This window comes from Bacillus sp. FSL K6-6540, assembly GCF_038007545.1.
On sequence record NZ_JBBOXH010000001.1, the window covers coordinates 473,072 to 490,102 of the forward strand.

A 17,031-nucleotide genomic window follows, 5' to 3' on the forward strand; every position below is an offset into this window, starting at 1 on the left:
CGGGTAACGTTTTCGTCTCTGCATGGGGTTTCTTTATCGTTTATAACGCTTGATAGGTTTATTTCCCGGTTTTGAGCGGAATGCGCAGGACATCGTCCCGCTTATGGGTGGTATAGTTCCAAACATAAACCTCGAGCTCGGTCTTGTCGAAATTCTTATACACGTCCATATGTTTATTACTGTCATCCCCGAGCAGGCCGATGATGGCCGGCATGCCATAGCTCCGATCTTCGCCGTCCAGATAATAAGTCTGGTTGACGCCGCCGAACGCCGGGTCGGAGCTCAAGGATTCCACATAGAGATTATGATCCTTCATGTAATAGGTCCATGTAATCGGATAGCCGGCAATGCTGGACGTTAAGGTCTGATGCTCAGCCGAAATATCGGTCAAGCGGATCGGATTCTTATCTCCGGCGAATTCGTCGACGCGGTGCTTGGCGACCAGAGACACGGGGCGGTTCGCCAGAGAGGCTGCATCCAGTCCGGTCATTTCAAAGCGCAGCTCCGTTTTCTTGGACTGGCCGGGCACATGCCACATGCTTCCGCTTAACAGCGTTCCGCCTACGTCCAGCTGATAGTCCATGTATGGAAAACGGGTATGCTTTTCCTTATGGGTCAGGATCAGCCGGACTTGGGTTGGCGTCACGATCATTTCATGGATCTTCGATTCCCCAGGCACCTGATCTACAGGGATATTCAGCACGTCCTTCCATGTGCCGTTGGCCATTTGTTTCTTGGATAGAGCCATATTCAAGCTCCAGGTTTCATCGACGCTTTGCAGCGTGCGATCATAAGCCAACTGGAATGTCGTGCCTTCCGCACGCAGGGAATCGGACTTGAATATTTGCTGGCTCAGGTATTCTCCGGTGGCTGCCGGAGTTCCGAAAGTAGAAGGTTTAACCTCCTTAATCATCTCATTCTTGTCATCGGCTGCTTGAATTCGCACCCAGCTTCTGCTGTTCATTTCAGGGTCCGTAAATCTAATGGACGATTGAAGCAGGACATTGCCTTCGGCCTGCTCGAAGGACTGCAGGGTCACGCTGTCAATGCCATCCTTTTGAATGGGGAATGCCTGCGTATTCGGGTTTTGAGGGTCGTAAGGGATGGACTGTTTTCCATCGCCGGTAAAACGAATATTTTCCATTGCAAACTCGATATCCGCGATCTGGCCCTCAGCAACCCAATCGGTCTCGAAATACCCCTGGAATACGCCTAACTCCTCGTTCCACTGATGCGAATAATGGCCCTCCACGGAATGGCCTTCCTTATCTTTAAGCCCGATTCGATCAAAAGCGATTTGTTCGCCGGCCCGCGTCGAGCCAGGATCCAGGCTGTAGAGCAGGAACGTGCGGTTCTCATCGATAAACGCCGTGTGCACCGTTAGCGTGATGCCATCCTTCGTAACGGATTTCTCAATTGCCTGGCCAAGCCCTTGTTCTAGCGCAGTCTGGATCCCGGCCTTGTAAGACAGAAGATGGGACCAGTCATAATTCAAGGCTGCATAGACCGGTGTGGCCATCAGGGCGACGGATATCCCGGTAATGATCGCAATTCGCTTTCGCTTACGCGGACGAAGCGGAGTCGATTCCCCTCCGGCCACCTTCAATTCGTCCTGCTGTATGCTGCTCCACATCCGGTCAAAATCAGGATAAGACACGTTATTCGCTGTGTTCATCTGATTTTTCAGAGTATTCTCAAAACGTTCCAAATTGTTTCTCCCCCTTCAGCCAAAAGCCGTTATGATGCTCGAGCTTTTTGCGCATGATTTTCAATGCTTTGTGAAGCCTTGATTTAACCGTTCCTACAGGGATCTTCAACGTTTCGGCAATTTCCGCCATCGACAGCTCGCCAATATAGCGGAGCGTGACCACGGCCATCAGCTTGTCCGGGAGCTGCCGCAGCAGGCTCTCCCATTCCGCCGCCGCTGCTTTTTCCAATACGATGGTGTCCACGGATTTAACCGATGCCGCGGTCTGCTCGTGGAGCCAAGCGACCTGGCTTTGCTTTTCCCGCTGGGTCTGATTCCTTCTAAGCAGGTTCAGGCAGTGATTCATCGCGATGCGCATGATCCAGGCGCGTGTATGCTCTACGCTTCTCCAATCCTGGCGAAATACGGTGACGAATACGTCGTGGCAGAGATCTTCCGCATCTTGGGCGTTCCGCAGCATGTAGTAGCAGGTACGGTACACGTCCTTGTTGTATGAATCGAATAACTCGCGTTCCGTCAATCCAAGGCACTCCTTTCTTTGCGTTATGTCTAATAAACAAATGACCCTTGGAATGGGTTCACATTTTTTGTTGTGGCCTTGTAACGAAGGCGGGGACATTTTCTTATATTTTCGGATTGACTTCATTCTAACAAAAAAGAACATCTGCCCACCGTATAAAACGTAGGGCAGATGTTCTATGGATATCTGTAAGGTGGGGTGCCGCTGGCAGGCCCGTTAGAACCATCGATTAAGCCGAGGGTTATCACTAGATCGCTGGCGGCTTAAGCTATGCGGAACCAGCTGATCTGCACCTCGCCTTTCATGATCAGGAAGACGTCGGCCCGTCCTGCTAACCCCGTCAGATCGGCCTCTACCGTCGTCCAGGCCTGGCGCCCTCCGGTCGGCAGGACCCTGCAGCTTCCGGCTGCGGGGCCATCCGGGCTGCCGGTCGTAACGACGATGTCGCCGCCCTTGATATGTCCGCTCACCCTGGCCTCGAACGTGGCCGGAGAATTGCCGAGATCGGCGTCATGGAAGGCGATCCATCCCGAGTCGCCGGTTAAACGGATGCTTTCGCCGCCTTCGCGGCATTCATCGAGGAAGACACCCTGGTAGTCGTCATAATTCACTGCCCGAACAGGCTCTCGCAGCATGCGTGGCGGAATCGTTTCTCCTTCGACTTGAAGGACTGCGGTGACCGGCAGGCGGCCGGAGGATGGTCCAGCCATGAGCGTATAGGTCCCGCTTTCCACGCAGTAGCGCTCCCGGGTGACATCCCAGAAGGCCAGCTCCTCGGCTTTGAGCTCAAAGGTTACCGTTTCCGAAGCGCCTGGAGCCAGATGAACGCGGCGGAAGCCCTTCAACGTTTTGAGAGGACGGATGACGCGGGAGGAGTCAGCCTTCACATACAGCTGAACCACCTCATCCCCGGCCAGCTGGCTCTCGTTCCTAACCGCAACGGTGACGGTTACGCTGCCTTCGGCCGTGATCTGCGGACGGCTAAGCGATAGACCGCTGTATTGGAAGCGGGAATAGCTGAGGCCGTGACCGAACGGGTACAGTACATCCCCCTCGAAATATTGATAGGTCCGCTTCCCTTTGATAATGTCGTAATCCATGATGTCCGGAAGCTGTTCGGTTGACTTATACCACGTCATGTTTAAGCGGCCGCCCGGATTATAATCTCCGTACAGAACGTCGGCCACCGCGTGGCCCAGCTCCTGCCCGGCGTGAGACGTAAAGAGTATGGCCGGCACATGCTCCTGTTCCCAGTTCACCGCGAACGGATACCCGCCTACGATGACCACCACCGTATGGGGATTAGCTTCGAACACCGCCTGAATCAAAGCCTGCTGAGCAGGCGGAAGGGTGATGTCGGGACGGTCGATCGTTTCCTTGCCGTTAATGAACGGGCTGTTTCCCACGAAGACGATGGCGGTTTCAGCCGATGCTGCCGCTGCAGCGGCTTCAGCGATGCCGTCCTGAACCGTTTCGATGGTAAACGGCGTTCCCGTTTCCTCGATGCCGCCAACAACAAGCCGGCCATGCTCATCGAGCAGGATCGGTTTGCCTTCCCAGTTTTTCATCAGGAAGCTTCCATCCGGCAACGCCTCGAAGCCGAAAGCCTCCTTCACGAACCAGCCGCGAGCTTCGTCGGCCGCAGCTTGCAGTCCCGTCTCCGTTTCGGTTACGAATTTGCCGCTGCTGACCAGGCGGAGCGTGACAGAGCCCCAGCCCCAGTCGTTTCGCTCGAATACGGCGGCATCGGCGGATGCTGACGTGCCTGCAAACAGGATGCCCTGCTCCTCGGAAGACAGGGCGACATACGTGCCGCTGACGGCAGAACGAAGGCGCACCTGATCCAATCCCGTATGGAATTGAACGTAACGGTCTCCCGCTTTGGCCTGCACGCCCTGAAGCGGCGTAATCCGGTAGGGAGGCGTGCCGCTGTACCAATCCGTGAACGCTTCGTTGGCGAGCGGTCCGATCACGGCCGCGGATTTGAACGGATCACGCGGAAGGGGCAGCAAACCGTCGTTTTTCAGCAGCACGATCGACTCACGGGCGGCTCGAAGAGATAATTCGGCATGCTCCGGCGCGCAGAGCTTCGTCTCCGGTACGCGGCTGTATGGATTCCGCTCCTCCGGGTCGAATTCGCCAAGGCGGAAGCGGACGCGGAAGGTATTGCGGAGGGCATGGTCCAGATGCTGCTCCTCAAGCAATCCTTGCTCCAAAGCATCGCGGAGAGCGCGGAAGGAGATGTCCTGATCGTCGGTGATGCTGTCGATTCCGGCTTTGACGGAACCCGCAACGGCCTCTGCGTAGGAAGCGACATAATGATGGTCCATGACGGTACCCAGCACGTCACCCGCGTCCCCTACGACGAATCCGTCCATGCCCCATTCCTGCTTGACGATATCGTTCACTTCATGGTTCAGGTTGCACGGCGTGCCGTTGATGCCGTTATACGCGGTCATCATGGAACCGGCTTTCCCTTCCCGGAACGGAGCCTCGAAAGCTTTCAGATAATATTCGCGTTTGTTCCTCGGATCGATGCTTACCGAGGCGCTGCCGCGGTCGGCTTCATTGTTATTGCCGTAGAAGTGCTTCAGGGTAGCTACCGTTTTGTAGTAGAAGGGATGGTCTCCCTGCATGCCCTTCACCAGCCCGGTGGATAGCTCCCCGGTCAGGTGCGGGTCTTCCCCGTAGGCTTCTTCCGTTCGTCCCCACCGGGGGTCGCGTTCCAGATCCACGGTCGGCGCCCAGATGGTCAGTCCGTTGATGGCCCGGTCGCGCTGGTAATAGACCCGGGCTTCCTCTGCGATGACCGAGCCGATTTCACGCATCAGCTCGGGATTCCACGTGCACGCAAGTCCGGTGTTTTGCGGAAAGACGGTCGCTTCGCCAAGCCATGCCACGCCGTGGGCGCCTTCGGTGCCATGCTTATATTTTTGCACGCCGAGACGGGGGATTTCCGTCTGGTATTGGCACATTAATTCGATTTTTTCGTCCAAGGTCAATCGGGATACCAGATCGTGAACTCGCTCTTCCAGCGGTAGATCCGGATCCTGGAACGGATATTTCATGAGCAAAACCTCATTTCTAAGCAGAGTTGGAATGGAAACGCTCTCAGATATACATGCAAAAAGTGTGCGTTTCCCTTAAACCGTTAAATCAACTCCATCATAGCGCGCAAGGCGGAGTCATGATACACCGAGAATTAGCGCAGTTTTCATGTGGAAATTTCGAATCCCTGCGTGTAATAGATAATACATGGGATGCTCTATTAGAAGAATAGACCTCTGTTTGGGCACGGGTGAGAGATTGTTGTTGACTCCGTGTTCCATTCAGAGGTTTTTTGTTGATGTCCGTTACATTCGGCAAATCTCTTTGGGGCAGTCCTCGCAGTGGCAAATATTCCGCAAATAGGCGGGATCATTCAGAACGATGCGTCCCCGTTCGGTAGAAATCACGCCTTGATCCTTAAGCTCGTTCAAGATACGGTTGACGCTTTCGCGAGTAGAGCCGATCATCTCCGCCATCTCCAGATTCGTGATCCGCTTGCCGATGATAGCCCTGTGATCCTTGGCGGTCCCGCCGGTGCCGTACATATTGTACAGCCGCAGGAGCAGAGAGCATAGGGCGCCGGATTTGCCATGCAGCAGCAGATCGCGCAGTTTGCTCTGCGTGGTACGCTGCATGAGCGCCATCCAGCCCATATATTCCACGGCAAAGTCACCGTTGATGCGGATGATTTTATCCAGCTCGGTCTGGGACACGACGCCGACCTCGCTATCCTCCATGGCCCTGGCTTCGAAATGATGCACGGCTCGTCCGAACGGATCGGGCTCACCGAACAGATCGCCCGGGATGTGGAGCGACAAGGTTGCCGACAATCCGCCTTCCAGCAGCTTGGATACCTTCAGGCTTCCCCGGTTTACGAAGTACAGCCGGTCGGCAGGATCGTTCTCCTGATACAGACAATCGCCGGCAAACAAACCGATTGGCTCGGCCATTTCCCGGATTAAAGCGAGATGCGGCGGCGAAAAGACGAAGGAAGTGCCCGCAGGAAACAGCCCTCCATCCTTCGCATCGGACCTTGCAGCTCGATTCTGTTTCATACGATCTTCTCCTTTTCGTAACTTATTCGGCAAGCTGATAATTGTCATTCGTCAGTTTGAATGTATCGGTCAGACCTGAGGTGAGATAGATTTGATGGTCGGTGGTGACGAAAATGGCATCGGCGTCATCCCGGCTCTCGACGAACTGCCGACCTTCCGTAAGCCCAAGCGAAAAGACGGATGTCGACATGGCATCGGCGTCCATGGACGTGTCGGTCACGATCGTCACGCTGAGCAGGTCATTATCGACCGGATAACCGGTGAAGGGGCTCAGAATATGGTGATACACGGTTCCCTCTGCTTCGAAGAAACGCTCGTACACGCCGGAGGTCACGATCGTCTTATTGACGACTTCAAGCGTCCCCAGGGATTGCCCGCGATCCTTCTCAGGGTCCTGGATGCCGATATTCCACGGTGAGCCATCCGGCTTTGAACCCATGGCCAGGATGTTGCCCCCGAGGTCAATGATGGCGGAGCGGAAACCCTGCTGCTGCAAATAGTCCGCGATGACATCTGCGGCATATCCTTTGGCGATGGCGCCTAGATCCAGCGACATTCCCTCCTTCTCCAGCCGGATGGCGTTCGATGCCGGATTTAAAATCACATCCTTGTAGTTCATTCGCTGCATGGCGGCGGCGAGCTCATCTTCTTTCGGCACTGCGGGGTGTTCGCCCCCGATGCCCCAGAGATCCACCAGCGGGCCTACGGTCGGTTCGAAATGTCCGCCGGAAGCCGCTGCGTAATCGATGGCGGTCTGGACCACCTTGAAGGTTTCTTCCGAAACGCTGACCTCGGATTTGCCCGCCGCTTGATTGACCTGATCAATCTCGCTGCCGGCCAGCTGCCGGTTCATGCGCTGGTCGATCCGCTCCAGCAGAGCCCTAACCTCGTCGAAATGCCGGGTTGTCATCCGTTCATCGTAAACGCGGAGACTTACAATGGTATCGAATATAAAGTAACGTTCGGTTGCCGGTTCGGTGCTGGCGGCTGTCTTCTGATCCCCTTTGGTTGTGCAGCCGATCGCTCCCGTCATCAGCAGGGTGAGCATGATCAACAGGCTGCCGCAGGAAAGAAACTTCCTATACATGATAGTGCCTCCTCTTCGAATTCTGATGCTGTTTTTGCATCGAGTTCCGATGATCTCAGCGTATCAGACCCTTATCCCGCTGAATGTGAGAAAAATCATTTCTGGCACTTGGTGCAGCCCTGATAATGAAGATAAGCAAAGCGAAGTGGAGAGATGCTGATGAAACGCGGAGATATTGGAATAGCGCTTGTGCTGATAGCGGCTGTCGCCTGGTTTGGAATATCCAAGTTTATGGGGGAAGACGGAACGGCAAAGGGAACCTATGCCATGATCGAGGTGAACGGAAAGCATTATGATACGGTGGCGCTGACGGAAGAGCCCCGAGACATAGAAATCCGGACGGAGCGGGGATACAACCTCTTGAGGATCTCGCGCGAAGGGATCGAGATGGTGGAGTCGGATTGTCCGGATCAGCTCTGCATCGGGTTCGGCCACGTTCACGACATCCATGGCACCATCGTATGTTTGCCTAATCACGTGTTCGTTGAAGTGACCGGAGAACAAATTAAAGGAAGTGAGCCGGATGCCGTTGTCTCCTGATCCGTATGCGCTCCGCAAGCTGGTCGTGATCGCCATCTGCGCATCATTATCGGTGGTGCTGGGCATTGTGGAAGCCCTGATTCCGTTCGCGGTCACGATACCCGGCGCCAAGCTGGGGCTCGGCAATATTATGGTTCTGACCTGTCTGGTCTGCCTTGGGGGCAGGGATGCCTTGTGGCTCATTGTCTTAAAAACATTGTTGACCGCCTTTATACTCGGCAGCTTCTCGACCTTTCTGTTCAGCATGTTCGGCGCTCTGGCGAGTTATCTGGTGATGTATGTCATGCTGAGGCTCGGGGGGAGCAATTTCAGCTTAACCGGCGTGAGCATCGCGGGCGGCATCGCTCATAATATCGGGCAATTGACGGCAGCCTCGCTGGTATTGGGAACGGCAAAAATTTATTATTACCTGCCCTTTCTGCTCGGTGCGGGCGTGGTGACCGGGATCTTCGTCGGATGGGCCGCAAAATATCTGATCGAATCCCTGCGGCGTATTGATCCGTTCGGCATGTTTCACACAGAAAGCTAAGGGGGAGGCGTTAGGCATGGCGGGCATAACCGATAAGTCAGAGCATGCAGTAAAGCTTAAACATGTATATTACGGACAGGGCTGCACGAACGTGCTCAAAGATGTCTCGCTGGCGATCCCCCATGGACAGTGGGTATGCATCGCTGGAAGGAACGGGGCAGGCAAGTCCACGCTCATTCGCCTCTTGAATGGCCTGCTCCTCATGAGCCGGGGACGCATTCTGATCGATGGGCTGGAGCTGAACGGCCGCACGCTGGGCGACATTCGCCGTCATATCGGCATGGTGTTTGCCAACCCGGACGATCAGTTTGTCGGCCTCACCGTAGAGGATGATATCGCGTTTGGCCTGGAAAATCTGTGCCTGAGCCGGGAAGAAATGCAGCAGCGGATTCGAACCTATGCGGAGCGGCTGGATATCGTCCATCTGCTCCAACGGCATCCGGCCACTCTGTCCGGCGGACAGAAGCAGCGGGCGGCCATCGCTGCCGTGCTGGCGATGGAGCCTTCCATCATTGTCATGGACGAGGCGGCCTCCATGCTGGATGAGAAGGCCAAGAATGAGCTGCTGGGCCTGATGCGGGCCATGCACGCCGAAGGCAGGTACACGCTCATCTCTATCACCCATGATGTGGAGGAGATGGCCGAAGCCGACCGGATGATCGTGCTGGACGGCGGCATGGTGGCCGCGGACGGCAGTCCAAAGGAGCTGCTTCTGCAGGACGACTTGCTGGGGCGGTGCAGGCTGAAGGCGCCTTTTGCCCTCCAGCTGTGCAGGGAGCTGAAAGCGAGAGGAATCGATATCGGCGAGCTGGTCAGGGAGAAGGAGGTGCTGGAGGCATTATGGTCATATCATTCGAAGAGGTTTCTTACCGCTACCGGGACCGGGGGATGAGTCCGGTTCTTGGGCTCGACGGCCTGAATCTGGAGCTGGAGGAAGGCCGAATGATTGCCGTCCTCGGTGCGCCGGGCTCGGGGAAATCAACGCTTCTCCAGCATATGAACGGTTTGATTCGGGCGGATGACGGCCTGATTCGCATTTTGGATTTCTGCCTTGAACCGGGCGACAGTAAGAAAATTCCCGCCGGGCTGCGGCAGCGGGTCGGCCTGGTGTTTCAATATCCGGAGCAGCAGCTGTTTGAAGAAACGGTGGAGAAGGATTTATTATTCGGGCCCCTTAATTTCGGACGGAATCCAGCCGAAGCCACCGAGGCGGTCCGCAGAGCGGCATCCTTCGTCGGATTGGACGAGGAGCTGCTGGGGCAGAGTCCCTTCAAGCTAAGCTCGGGCCAAATGCGGAAAGCAGCAGTTGCGGCCGTATTGGCGGCCGATCCCGACATTTTGGCTTTGGATGAGCCTACGGCCTCCCTCGATCCTGCCAGCCGGGAGGATCTGATGAAGCGGCTGCATGGGTTAACGAGGACGCAAGGCAAAACCGTCCTCGTCGTCACTCACCGATTGGAGGAAATCGTGGCCTTTGCCGACGAATTCGTGGTAATCAAGGACGGCAAGGTCCTGTTTCAAGGAACGGCCGGGGAGCTCGTACACCGGCAGGAGGTGCTGGAGCAGGGAGGCCTGATGGCACCTTCCTCCGTGCGGATGGCGGGTATGCTGGCCGCACAGCTTGGAATCGAACCCGCGGAAATGCTTCCGGATGCGGCAGCATTGGCGGAATGGTATGCGGAACTGCTGGGATCATAGGACAGGGCTGGCAGGGCTAGGCAGAGGAGATAGGAGGGAGCCGACATGAAACGAAAAATCATCCTGGGCCGATATATGGAAGGCGATTCATGGGTTCACCGTCTGGATCCCCGCGCCAAGACGGCGGCCATGCCGCTCTTTATGATGGCCGTGTTCCTGGTGGACGGATATATGGGGGTACTCGCGCTGCTGCTGTTCACTGCTGTGGTGATCCGGACTACGCGTATCCCGTACCGCTATTACATCAGAGCTATGAAACCGCTGATGTTCCTGCTGTTGTTCATCCTGGTATTTCACATCCTTTATGATGCGGGAGGCGGGAAACTGCTGGATGTGGGCGCGTTCAAGGTATATGCCGGCGGATTGGAAAAAGGGATCGTGTCCGCTTCGCGGATGGGACTCTTCATCATGCTGGCGGCGGTGCTGACCTTCACGACCCAGCCGGAGCATCTGGCCCAGGGGCTCGGCAGCCTCCTGCGGCCGCTGACCTGCATCGGAGTGCCGACGGATCGGCTGGTGCTGATGCTCGGCATTGCCCTCCGGTTCATACCGACCATCTTCGAGGAAGCCGAGCGGCTGTGGAAGGCCCAGCAGTCCCGGGGACTGGACCTGTCATCCCGCCCGCTGAGGGAGAAGGCGCGGCTGATCATTGCCCTGCTGGTCCCGGTAACGACAGGCGCGTTCCGGCGCGCGATCGGGCTGGCCGATTCCATGGAGGCCCGGGGCTATCGCCTGGGTGCGCGGCGAAGCAGGTTCAGGTCGTTTGTATGGAAGCGGGCGGACACGTTATTCGTGGCGGCATTTCTGCTGCCCGTGGCCGCAGCCGCGCTGCTGTAACGGCGGTCTGAAGAGCATGAAAACCGCAGTCCGTAAGGACTGCGGTTTGTGGTTTATTGTTACTCGAATTGGATAGGAAAGGTCCCGCAAACGCTGGTGGACGAGTTGCTGCAGCCTTCTGGCTCTAATTCGTTTTCAATGTCTTTTAATAGCTTTGAGAACTCACCTAGATAAGGGTGCAGGACATGCTTCTTGTTATTGATTTTCCCTTGAACGATCCCGGCAAACCGTCCGTTCTCCGGTACTTCTCTTGCAGAGGCGAGTCTCCCGTTCTTGTAATTCTCTACTCTATAGTGCTCTTCGTCCTCGAAGCGTTGATTCAGTCCAGTGTAGAGCTCCATCACCCCATAGTCACCCGTTCGATATACGCCTTCGCTGATGGAGCTCCCGTAATCCTCCATTTCGCTTGCATATGCGAACCCTTTGTAGTCAGGCGTGGACTTATCCCTTTTGTAATAATTCAGCAGTTGAATGCGGCCGCGGGCCAATTTTGATTGCATCAATTCATTTGCCTGCTCCTGATCCGATACGGAAAACTCCAAGAGAGTGTTCCCATTCCGGTATTCAAACCCAAGGATGTCCAGGGATTGCATCACGGTATAACCTGACAGCAAGTCATGATCCTTGAAAATGCCCTTCGAGATTACATGAAATTCAAAATCAGGGTTGCTTTCGCTCCGAATTCCCGTTCCGTTAGGACGATCGTTTCGCCATTCCCCCTCGTAGACGATTTTCATATCCTCGGGAAGCTTGTCCGATATGTATTTGCCTGTACCGGATCTTTGCCCATTGTACCACTCGCCGCTGTATACTTTGGATGGTCCCCATCGCATCGTACCTTTTCCGTGAGGCTTGTTGTTCTTCACTTCACCATAGTAGGTGGCCCCGTTAGGGAGGGTCAAACTAACTTTTTGGCTGGAGGCTTTCGTCTCTTCATGGGTAAACATAAGAAACAGCAATGCCAGTGTAAAAAAGCTTAGGTATGTTCTGATCACGTTTGTAATACGTCTCCTCTAATCTGCCGATTTTTAATTTTGGCGTATCCCATAAGGTGGATGATTTACCCAGTCAAATCATAGATGAGATGCATGTCTGCCGTAAAGTTATAATATGGGAATTATATCAGTGAACTGGGGTTTGACCGATCTTTTTTGTAAGTTTTACAATGCATCTCATAGAAAATATAGATAAAAAACACCGATCCTTTACGGAACGGTGTTTTTGTCATACCTATTCATTCATCGGCATCGGCGTATCCGTCGGCTCGATCCCCTCGTAGGCCCGGTCCACGGACTGCCGGATTTCCTTCAGGCTCAGCCCCTGCTGCCTGCCGTCCAGGTACATGTTCGTAACGTCCAAGCAGGTTTGGCAGAATTTCGCGTGCGTGGTTGGCGTGAGCCTACCGTCTTCCTCTTGAGCATAGTAGCAATTGAGGTTGCTGCTATGGCCGGCATCGCCGCATCCGCAGAAGCAGGGCATGAAGGCCAAGTGGCTGGCATGGAGGATGGCTGCATTGTATTCCTTCACGCTGGACATATGTGGTAGAGGCGTATCGGGATGCAGCAGGTAGTCGGTTTTTCCGTCGGAACGGCCAGCAAGGGCTTCCGCATAGAGGATGTCGCTGCGATACGCGCCGCTTACCACTTGAACGCCGTTCACGCCTTCAAAGGTTTGCAGCGTAAGCGCAATGGCTTCTACCGCCCGTTCTCCCTCCTCGGAGCCGGTAAAGGCACGAAACGATGGGGACAACTCCACCACGGTCACTCCGTGTTCGGTTCGGATTTCTACGAAGTTTACGCCGGCCGGGATGGCACTTTCAAGTTCGGGCGGCAGCAGATCCGAAAGCTGGGTCAGCATCGTCATGGCACTGACTTTGGGATAGCTGACGGAGGTATCCGTCTGCACGTACTGGGATACCGGCGTGAATAAACCGGAATGCGGGTCATAGGCATGGAGGGTTACGCTGGGCATCGTGCTGGGGATGGCCGAGAGAATCGTTCCCTTGGGCGGACGTGTACCGTTCGCAGCGATATCTTCCAGCTCCCGCAGGATCCCGTCGCTTGATATATCTTCGGTCAGTCGCCCGAGTTCTTCCTCCTGAGCGTTCAGGAACAGGATGGTCGGGTGCTCCGTAATGCCGTACCGGTTAACGGCTTCCGTATCCTCCGAAATGCTGAAATACTGGTAACGGTAGTCCGGCGAGGTTGCTTCCATCTGCTCCATGACGCCCAGCGCCTTGGAACAGCCGCCACAGCCCTTGAGCGCAAAAATGGCGATGGAGCTCACTTGCGTGTCAACGGTCTCCTGTTCCGCAAGAGGAGATGTCCTGAATAGCATGAAGCCCCCGGCAGCAAGCAGGAGCAGGAAGGCCGTCAGCGCAATTCGCCACCGCCAGATTCGTGTGCGATGCATGTCTATTAAACATCCTTTCATATCGAACAGGGATGCATCCATGATGGACGTATCCCTGTTCGTTTGGAGTATATGGCTTCATGTCTGTCTTTAGGGCAGGAAATAATGGAGCAATGCCTGCAAATCATGCTGAGCCGGGTGATCCGCGAAGTCGCCGATCATGCGCTGGGCATGTTCCGCATAGGAACGGGCAAGCTCTTCGCTCTGCTCGATCGCGCCGCTTGCGGCGATGCGGTGGATGACGTCATCCATGTCTGCCGCGGTGGAATGAGGGCCGAGCTGCCTGATCTTCGGTGCAAGGGCAGGATCGTTTAGGGCGTAAAGCACCGGCAGCGTAATGTTGCCGTTTCGCAGGTCTGCGCCAGCCGGCTTGCCGATGGCCTCCCTGAGCTTCGTGAAATCGAGCAGGTCATCCCGGATTTGAAAGGCCATGCCGAGCGACTCCCCGAATTGAAAGAGCCGTTCAGCGGTTCCGGCATCCGCATGGGCTGCTTCCGCGCCCGCCTTCAGGCAGTGGGCCATCAACAGGGCCGTTTTGCAGCGCGTTTTCTCCAAATACTGCTCCATCGTCAGTCCGAAGTCGAAGCGGTGTTGAAGCTGATCGTATTCTCCCATGCAGAGCTCGGTGACCAGCGCCGCAAGCTCGGCTAATCGGTAGGCCTCGTCTTCGGAGACGTCTTCGCTGTTCCCGTCCGGGTCGCCGCCCGGATGACCGGCGGCCCATTCGATGGCACGGGCAATCATGTAGTTGCCGATGTGCACCGCCGTCTGGACATCGGTCGTCTCGTGCAGGGTCGGCATGCCGCGCCGCATATCGGATTGATCGATAATGTCATCGTGCACCAGCGAGGCCATGTGCAGATATTCAAGCAGTACGGCGGTTTTCATGACGGCCGGCTCATGGCCGCTTTCCCCGAAACGGCTGCCGAGCACGACCATAAGCGGGCGCAGCCGCTTGCCGCCGGCATTAATGAGATCCATGACGCTGCTCAGCACCACGGAGGAAGGGGGGAGGTCGCGGTCAGAGCTGACGACCTCCCGGAGCAGGCGATCGAAGGAAGCGAGATCCACTCCGATTCGGTTATGAAGGTTCATCTGTATCCGCGCCCCTTTCCATGGATGGCTCCTTACGCACTCCGCTGCTCCAGATAGCTGCGGATTTCGCGCTTAAGCTCGTTGAATATCCTTTCGGGTGAAACGTTCTTGAGCAGGCTGAGCTGCATGCGCTTATGAAAGGGGAGAAGCCGGGACAGCAGCTTCCATTCCTTTCGCTTGACGGCAATCCGGTACATGAGTCCCGTCAAATAATCGCCGTCCAGCAGCAAACGCGTCAGTCTCTCGTTATCCTTCGCTTGCAGCTTGCCATGCTTGTTTAGCGCAGTATGAATCAGGATGCAGCAAGCCAGCACCGTCATTTTGCGTGAATAGGCGAGTTCATAAGCGTTGAGCATATCGGCGATGTCCCTCACCGGTCTGTTATCCATCTCCATCCAATCGATATCCGTTCCGGAATCGATATGCGACCGAAGCAGGTCGATCGTATCCTGTAATAGCTTCATATCCATCGTTATTGACTCCTTCCGGAAGGCTCGTGTTGATCAGAGTGTGAATGCCGGCAGAACGGTTAGGGCTTGAGCTTGATTCGGCAAAGCGCCATATGATCAGCCCGTTCCATTGAATAGAGAAGAATTAGTCCGTATACACGTACCAGCGCCTTACGATCGGTATTCGTTTCCATACCTTTTTCAACCAAGGATACACATAGTAGTCAAGTCCGAACGTCCTGCCCGATCCGCCGATCAAGGCGATTCCTGCTGCCAGATACCACAGCATCTCGTTAGGTGCCATACCCGATACCCAAACCATGGCGCCCATGGCGACGCTGGCTACGGCTGCAGGTGCCGTGAACAATCCGACGATCAGCAGGATGCCGACGATCAGCTCAGCCAATACCATCGAGGTCTGAAACACATAGGCAAGCGAAGTATAGCCGCCGTCTCCGGTATAGAACATCAGGTCCATCGACCAGTCGACGATGGATTTCAAGAAATCCGGCACCGGAAGGGCGGAGACCGCTTCTGCGGTATAAGCGGAGGCGGCGGATACCGCGTCTGCCGCTCCGGCTCCGGCTGCATCGGCGCCTGCAGCGGAAGCTGCGCTTACGCCGTCGGCTGCTTTGGCAGGAATGAGGAACATTTTATTCGGATCGTCAATGATCTTGTGAATCTTATCCCACCCTTGGGACAGCCACATCCATCCGGCAAAAATACGCAGCGGAACGAGCCAGAAATTCGGCGAGCGCTTGGCAAAATGCCCGCCCACGAAGCTGCGGTTGTTCCGGACATGGAAGAACTCATGCAGCATATAATGGTATACCTTGTTGAAGCCGCAAACCTGGAACAGATAGAGCATGTTGATCAGATGTTTGACCAGCATGGCCGGGAAGCCGCTGAGCCTGAACATATGGCCCGGCACGCCCACGTTGGCTACCCCGTAGCGGCTGCCGATACAGACCATCGTGCCGTGGAACGTCGGCTTGTAGGATTTCATCGGTTTGTTCGATAATTCAGCCACGATGTTATGCGCAATGACCGGGGCCGCGAGTTCGGCGTTTTCCACCATTTGAGGTACGGGTGCAGCCGCGCCCTCAGGAATGTAGAAAATATTGTCCCCGACGACATATACGTTCGGATGAGCAGGAATTTGAAGCTTGTCGTTGGTCAAAATCCGCTTGCGGCCTTTTTGCTCGACATCCATGCTGCCAACCACATCGGAGCCTTCCACTCCGGCGGTCCAGATAACGGTGCGGGATTTGATATCGCTGCCGCCGACGGTAACGCCGTCCGGCTTAACCTCCGTAATCTTGGAGCCCGTGATGATGTTGACGTTCATTTTACGCAGCCGCTTCTCGGCTTTGCGTATTAACGGCTCCGGCAGGATCGGAAGGATCTTGTCGACCATGTCGGCAACGTGAAGCGTAACCTCGCTTGGATCCACGTAGAATTCCTTGCATAATTGCTGCGTGAACTCGGCCAACTCGCCGATCATTTCCACGCCGGTGAATCCGCCGCCGACAACGACGAAGGTCAGCATTTCCTTGCGGACCTGCGGGTTGCGCTCAAGAACCGCTTTGCGGAACATATTCAGGGTATGTTCTTTCAGGCGGACCGCATCATCGTAAGACCACAGGGTAAAGGCGTGTTGATCCGCACCCGGTATGCCGAAGAAGGTTGGCTTGCTGCCTGTACCGATGACTAAATAGTCGTAGTTGTAGGTCTGTTTCTCTCCCTGGAGCGTCTGGCCGTCAAAGTCGATGCCGCCGATTTCATCCAGCACCACGTCCACGTTCCGGAATCCGGAAAATACTTTTTTCAGGTCGATTTTGATGGAATCCTCCTCGACCCGGTTGGCGGCCACTTCATGAAGCTCGGTCAGCAGCGTATGATAAGGCTTGCGGTCGATGAGTGTTATCCGCAAATCCTTCTGTTTGCGCAGTCGTTTAGCCAGCTTCTTGGCGGTAAGTATACCGCCGTATCCGCCGCCCAGCACGATAATCTGTTTCATGCGAATCTCCCCTCAAGGAATAGTTGTCTTCTT

15 protein-coding genes are annotated in these 17,031 nt (G+C 55.4%); 5 read left to right on the forward strand and 10 right to left on the reverse strand.

Annotated features, from left to right (window positions below; translation table 11 throughout):
• Window positions 1-58: 58 nt before the first annotated feature.
• The 5 genes from MHH82_RS02015 to MHH82_RS02035 all read right to left on the reverse strand — a co-directional run bounded on the left by MHH82_RS02015 (window position 59) and on the right by MHH82_RS02035 (window position 7,418).
• Window positions 59-1,708 carry a DUF4179 domain-containing protein gene (locus MHH82_RS02015; RefSeq protein ID WP_340962834.1) on the reverse strand — a complete coding sequence of 550 codons (1,650 nt, stop codon included), beginning with the start codon at window positions 1,706-1,708 and terminating at the stop codon, window positions 59-61.
• Entirely contained in the window at window positions 1,695-2,228 is a 534-nt protein-coding gene (locus tag MHH82_RS02020; RefSeq protein WP_036664778.1) for an RNA polymerase sigma factor, read from the reverse strand. The genes MHH82_RS02015 and MHH82_RS02020 overlap by 14 nt, the downstream gene beginning before the upstream one ends.
• Window positions 2,229-2,491: 263 nt before the next feature.
• Entirely contained in the window at window positions 2,492-5,296 is a 2,805-nt protein-coding gene (locus MHH82_RS02025) for a glycoside hydrolase family 3 protein (RefSeq protein WP_340962844.1), read from the reverse strand.
• Between the two features lie 285 nt (window positions 5,297-5,581).
• A complete protein-coding gene (locus tag MHH82_RS02030) occupies window positions 5,582-6,331 on the reverse strand; it encodes a Crp/Fnr family transcriptional regulator (RefSeq protein ID WP_145040195.1) in 750 nt (249 codons plus the stop codon).
• Between the two features lie 22 nt (window positions 6,332-6,353).
• Complete coding sequence (locus tag MHH82_RS02035; protein ID WP_145040193.1) at window positions 6,354-7,418, reverse strand: FAD:protein FMN transferase; 1,065 nt, start codon at window positions 7,416-7,418, stop codon at window positions 6,354-6,356.
• A gap of 159 nt (window positions 7,419-7,577) precedes the next feature.
• On the opposite strand from MHH82_RS02035, the gene MHH82_RS02040 reads away from it, so the two are divergent.
• Genes MHH82_RS02040 through MHH82_RS02060 form a run of 5 tightly spaced genes read left to right on the forward strand, consistent with a single transcriptional unit; the run spans window position 7,578 to window position 11,022 of the window.
• Window positions 7,578-7,958, forward strand: a complete 381-nt coding sequence (locus tag MHH82_RS02040; RefSeq protein WP_340962850.1) for a NusG domain II-containing protein — start codon at window positions 7,578-7,580, stop codon at window positions 7,956-7,958.
• Window positions 7,942-8,487: a Gx transporter family protein gene (locus MHH82_RS02045; protein ID WP_009593823.1), complete on the forward strand. Its 546-nt coding sequence runs from the start codon at window positions 7,942-7,944 to the stop codon at window positions 8,485-8,487. The genes MHH82_RS02040 and MHH82_RS02045 overlap by 17 nt, the downstream gene beginning before the upstream one ends.
• Window positions 8,488-8,503: 16 nt before the next feature.
• Window positions 8,504-9,379, forward strand: coding sequence for an energy-coupling factor transporter ATPase (locus tag MHH82_RS02050; RefSeq protein WP_340962853.1), 876 nt, complete (start codon window positions 8,504-8,506; stop codon window positions 9,377-9,379).
• Window positions 9,328-10,185 carry an ATP-binding cassette domain-containing protein gene (locus MHH82_RS02055; protein WP_340962855.1) on the forward strand — a complete coding sequence of 286 codons (858 nt, stop codon included), beginning with the start codon at window positions 9,328-9,330 and terminating at the stop codon, window positions 10,183-10,185. The genes MHH82_RS02050 and MHH82_RS02055 overlap by 52 nt, the downstream gene beginning before the upstream one ends.
• A 45-nt stretch (window positions 10,186-10,230) precedes the next feature.
• Window positions 10,231-11,022: an energy-coupling factor transporter transmembrane component T family protein gene (locus MHH82_RS02060; RefSeq protein ID WP_340962857.1), complete on the forward strand. Its 792-nt coding sequence runs from the start codon at window positions 10,231-10,233 to the stop codon at window positions 11,020-11,022.
• Between the two features lie 59 nt (window positions 11,023-11,081).
• On the opposite strand, the gene MHH82_RS02065 is transcribed toward MHH82_RS02060, so the two are convergent.
• The 5 genes from MHH82_RS02065 to MHH82_RS02085 all read right to left on the reverse strand — a co-directional run bounded on the left by MHH82_RS02065 (window position 11,082) and on the right by MHH82_RS02085 (window position 16,998).
• The gene (locus MHH82_RS02065) at window positions 11,082-12,017 is read right to left on the reverse strand and encodes a hypothetical protein (RefSeq protein ID WP_340962859.1); all 936 of its coding nucleotides are present in this window, start codon (window positions 12,015-12,017) and stop codon (window positions 11,082-11,084) included.
• 235 nt (window positions 12,018-12,252) lie between these two features.
• Window positions 12,253-13,434, reverse strand: a complete 1,182-nt coding sequence (locus MHH82_RS02070; RefSeq protein ID WP_340962861.1) for a PCYCGC motif-containing (lipo)protein — start codon at window positions 13,432-13,434, stop codon at window positions 12,253-12,255.
• A 90-nt stretch (window positions 13,435-13,524) separates the two neighbouring features.
• Window positions 13,525-14,529: a polyprenyl synthetase family protein gene (locus tag MHH82_RS02075; protein ID WP_340962863.1), complete on the reverse strand. Its 1,005-nt coding sequence runs from the start codon at window positions 14,527-14,529 to the stop codon at window positions 13,525-13,527.
• Between the two features lie 32 nt (window positions 14,530-14,561).
• A complete protein-coding gene (locus MHH82_RS02080; protein ID WP_009593826.1) occupies window positions 14,562-14,999 on the reverse strand; it encodes a hypothetical protein in 438 nt (145 codons plus the stop codon).
• A gap of 124 nt (window positions 15,000-15,123) precedes the next feature.
• A complete protein-coding gene (locus tag MHH82_RS02085; RefSeq protein ID WP_340962866.1) occupies window positions 15,124-16,998 on the reverse strand; it encodes an FAD-dependent oxidoreductase in 1,875 nt (624 codons plus the stop codon).
• Window positions 16,999-17,031: the final 33 nt, after the last annotated feature.

Coding starts and splice junctions, on each gene's coding strand:
- MHH82_RS02085 (WP_340962866.1), bottom strand. CDS start 16,998: ATGAAACAGATTATCGTGCTGGGCGGCGGATACGGCGGTATACTTACC.
- MHH82_RS02040 (WP_340962850.1), top strand. CDS start 7,578: ATGAAACGCGGAGATATTGGAATAGCGCTTGTGCTGATAGCGGCTGTC.
- MHH82_RS02080 (WP_009593826.1), bottom strand. CDS start 14,999: ATGGATATGAAGCTATTACAGGATACGATCGACCTGCTTCGGTCGCAT.
- MHH82_RS02060 (WP_340962857.1), top strand. CDS start 10,231: ATGAAACGAAAAATCATCCTGGGCCGATATATGGAAGGCGATTCATGG.
- MHH82_RS02035 (WP_145040193.1), bottom strand. CDS start 7,418: ATGTATAGGAAGTTTCTTTCCTGCGGCAGCCTGTTGATCATGCTCACC.
- MHH82_RS02030 (WP_145040195.1), bottom strand. CDS start 6,331: ATGAAACAGAATCGAGCTGCAAGGTCCGATGCGAAGGATGGAGGGCTG.
- MHH82_RS02025 (WP_340962844.1), bottom strand. CDS start 5,296: ATGAAATATCCGTTCCAGGATCCGGATCTACCGCTGGAAGAGCGAGTT.
- MHH82_RS02075 (WP_340962863.1), bottom strand. CDS start 14,529: ATGAACCTTCATAACCGAATCGGAGTGGATCTCGCTTCCTTCGATCGC.
- MHH82_RS02055 (WP_340962855.1), top strand. CDS start 9,328: ATGGTCATATCATTCGAAGAGGTTTCTTACCGCTACCGGGACCGGGGG.
- MHH82_RS02050 (WP_340962853.1), top strand. CDS start 8,504: ATGGCGGGCATAACCGATAAGTCAGAGCATGCAGTAAAGCTTAAACAT.
- MHH82_RS02070 (WP_340962861.1), bottom strand. CDS start 13,434: ATGCATCGCACACGAATCTGGCGGTGGCGAATTGCGCTGACGGCCTTC.
- MHH82_RS02045 (WP_009593823.1), top strand. CDS start 7,942: ATGCCGTTGTCTCCTGATCCGTATGCGCTCCGCAAGCTGGTCGTGATC.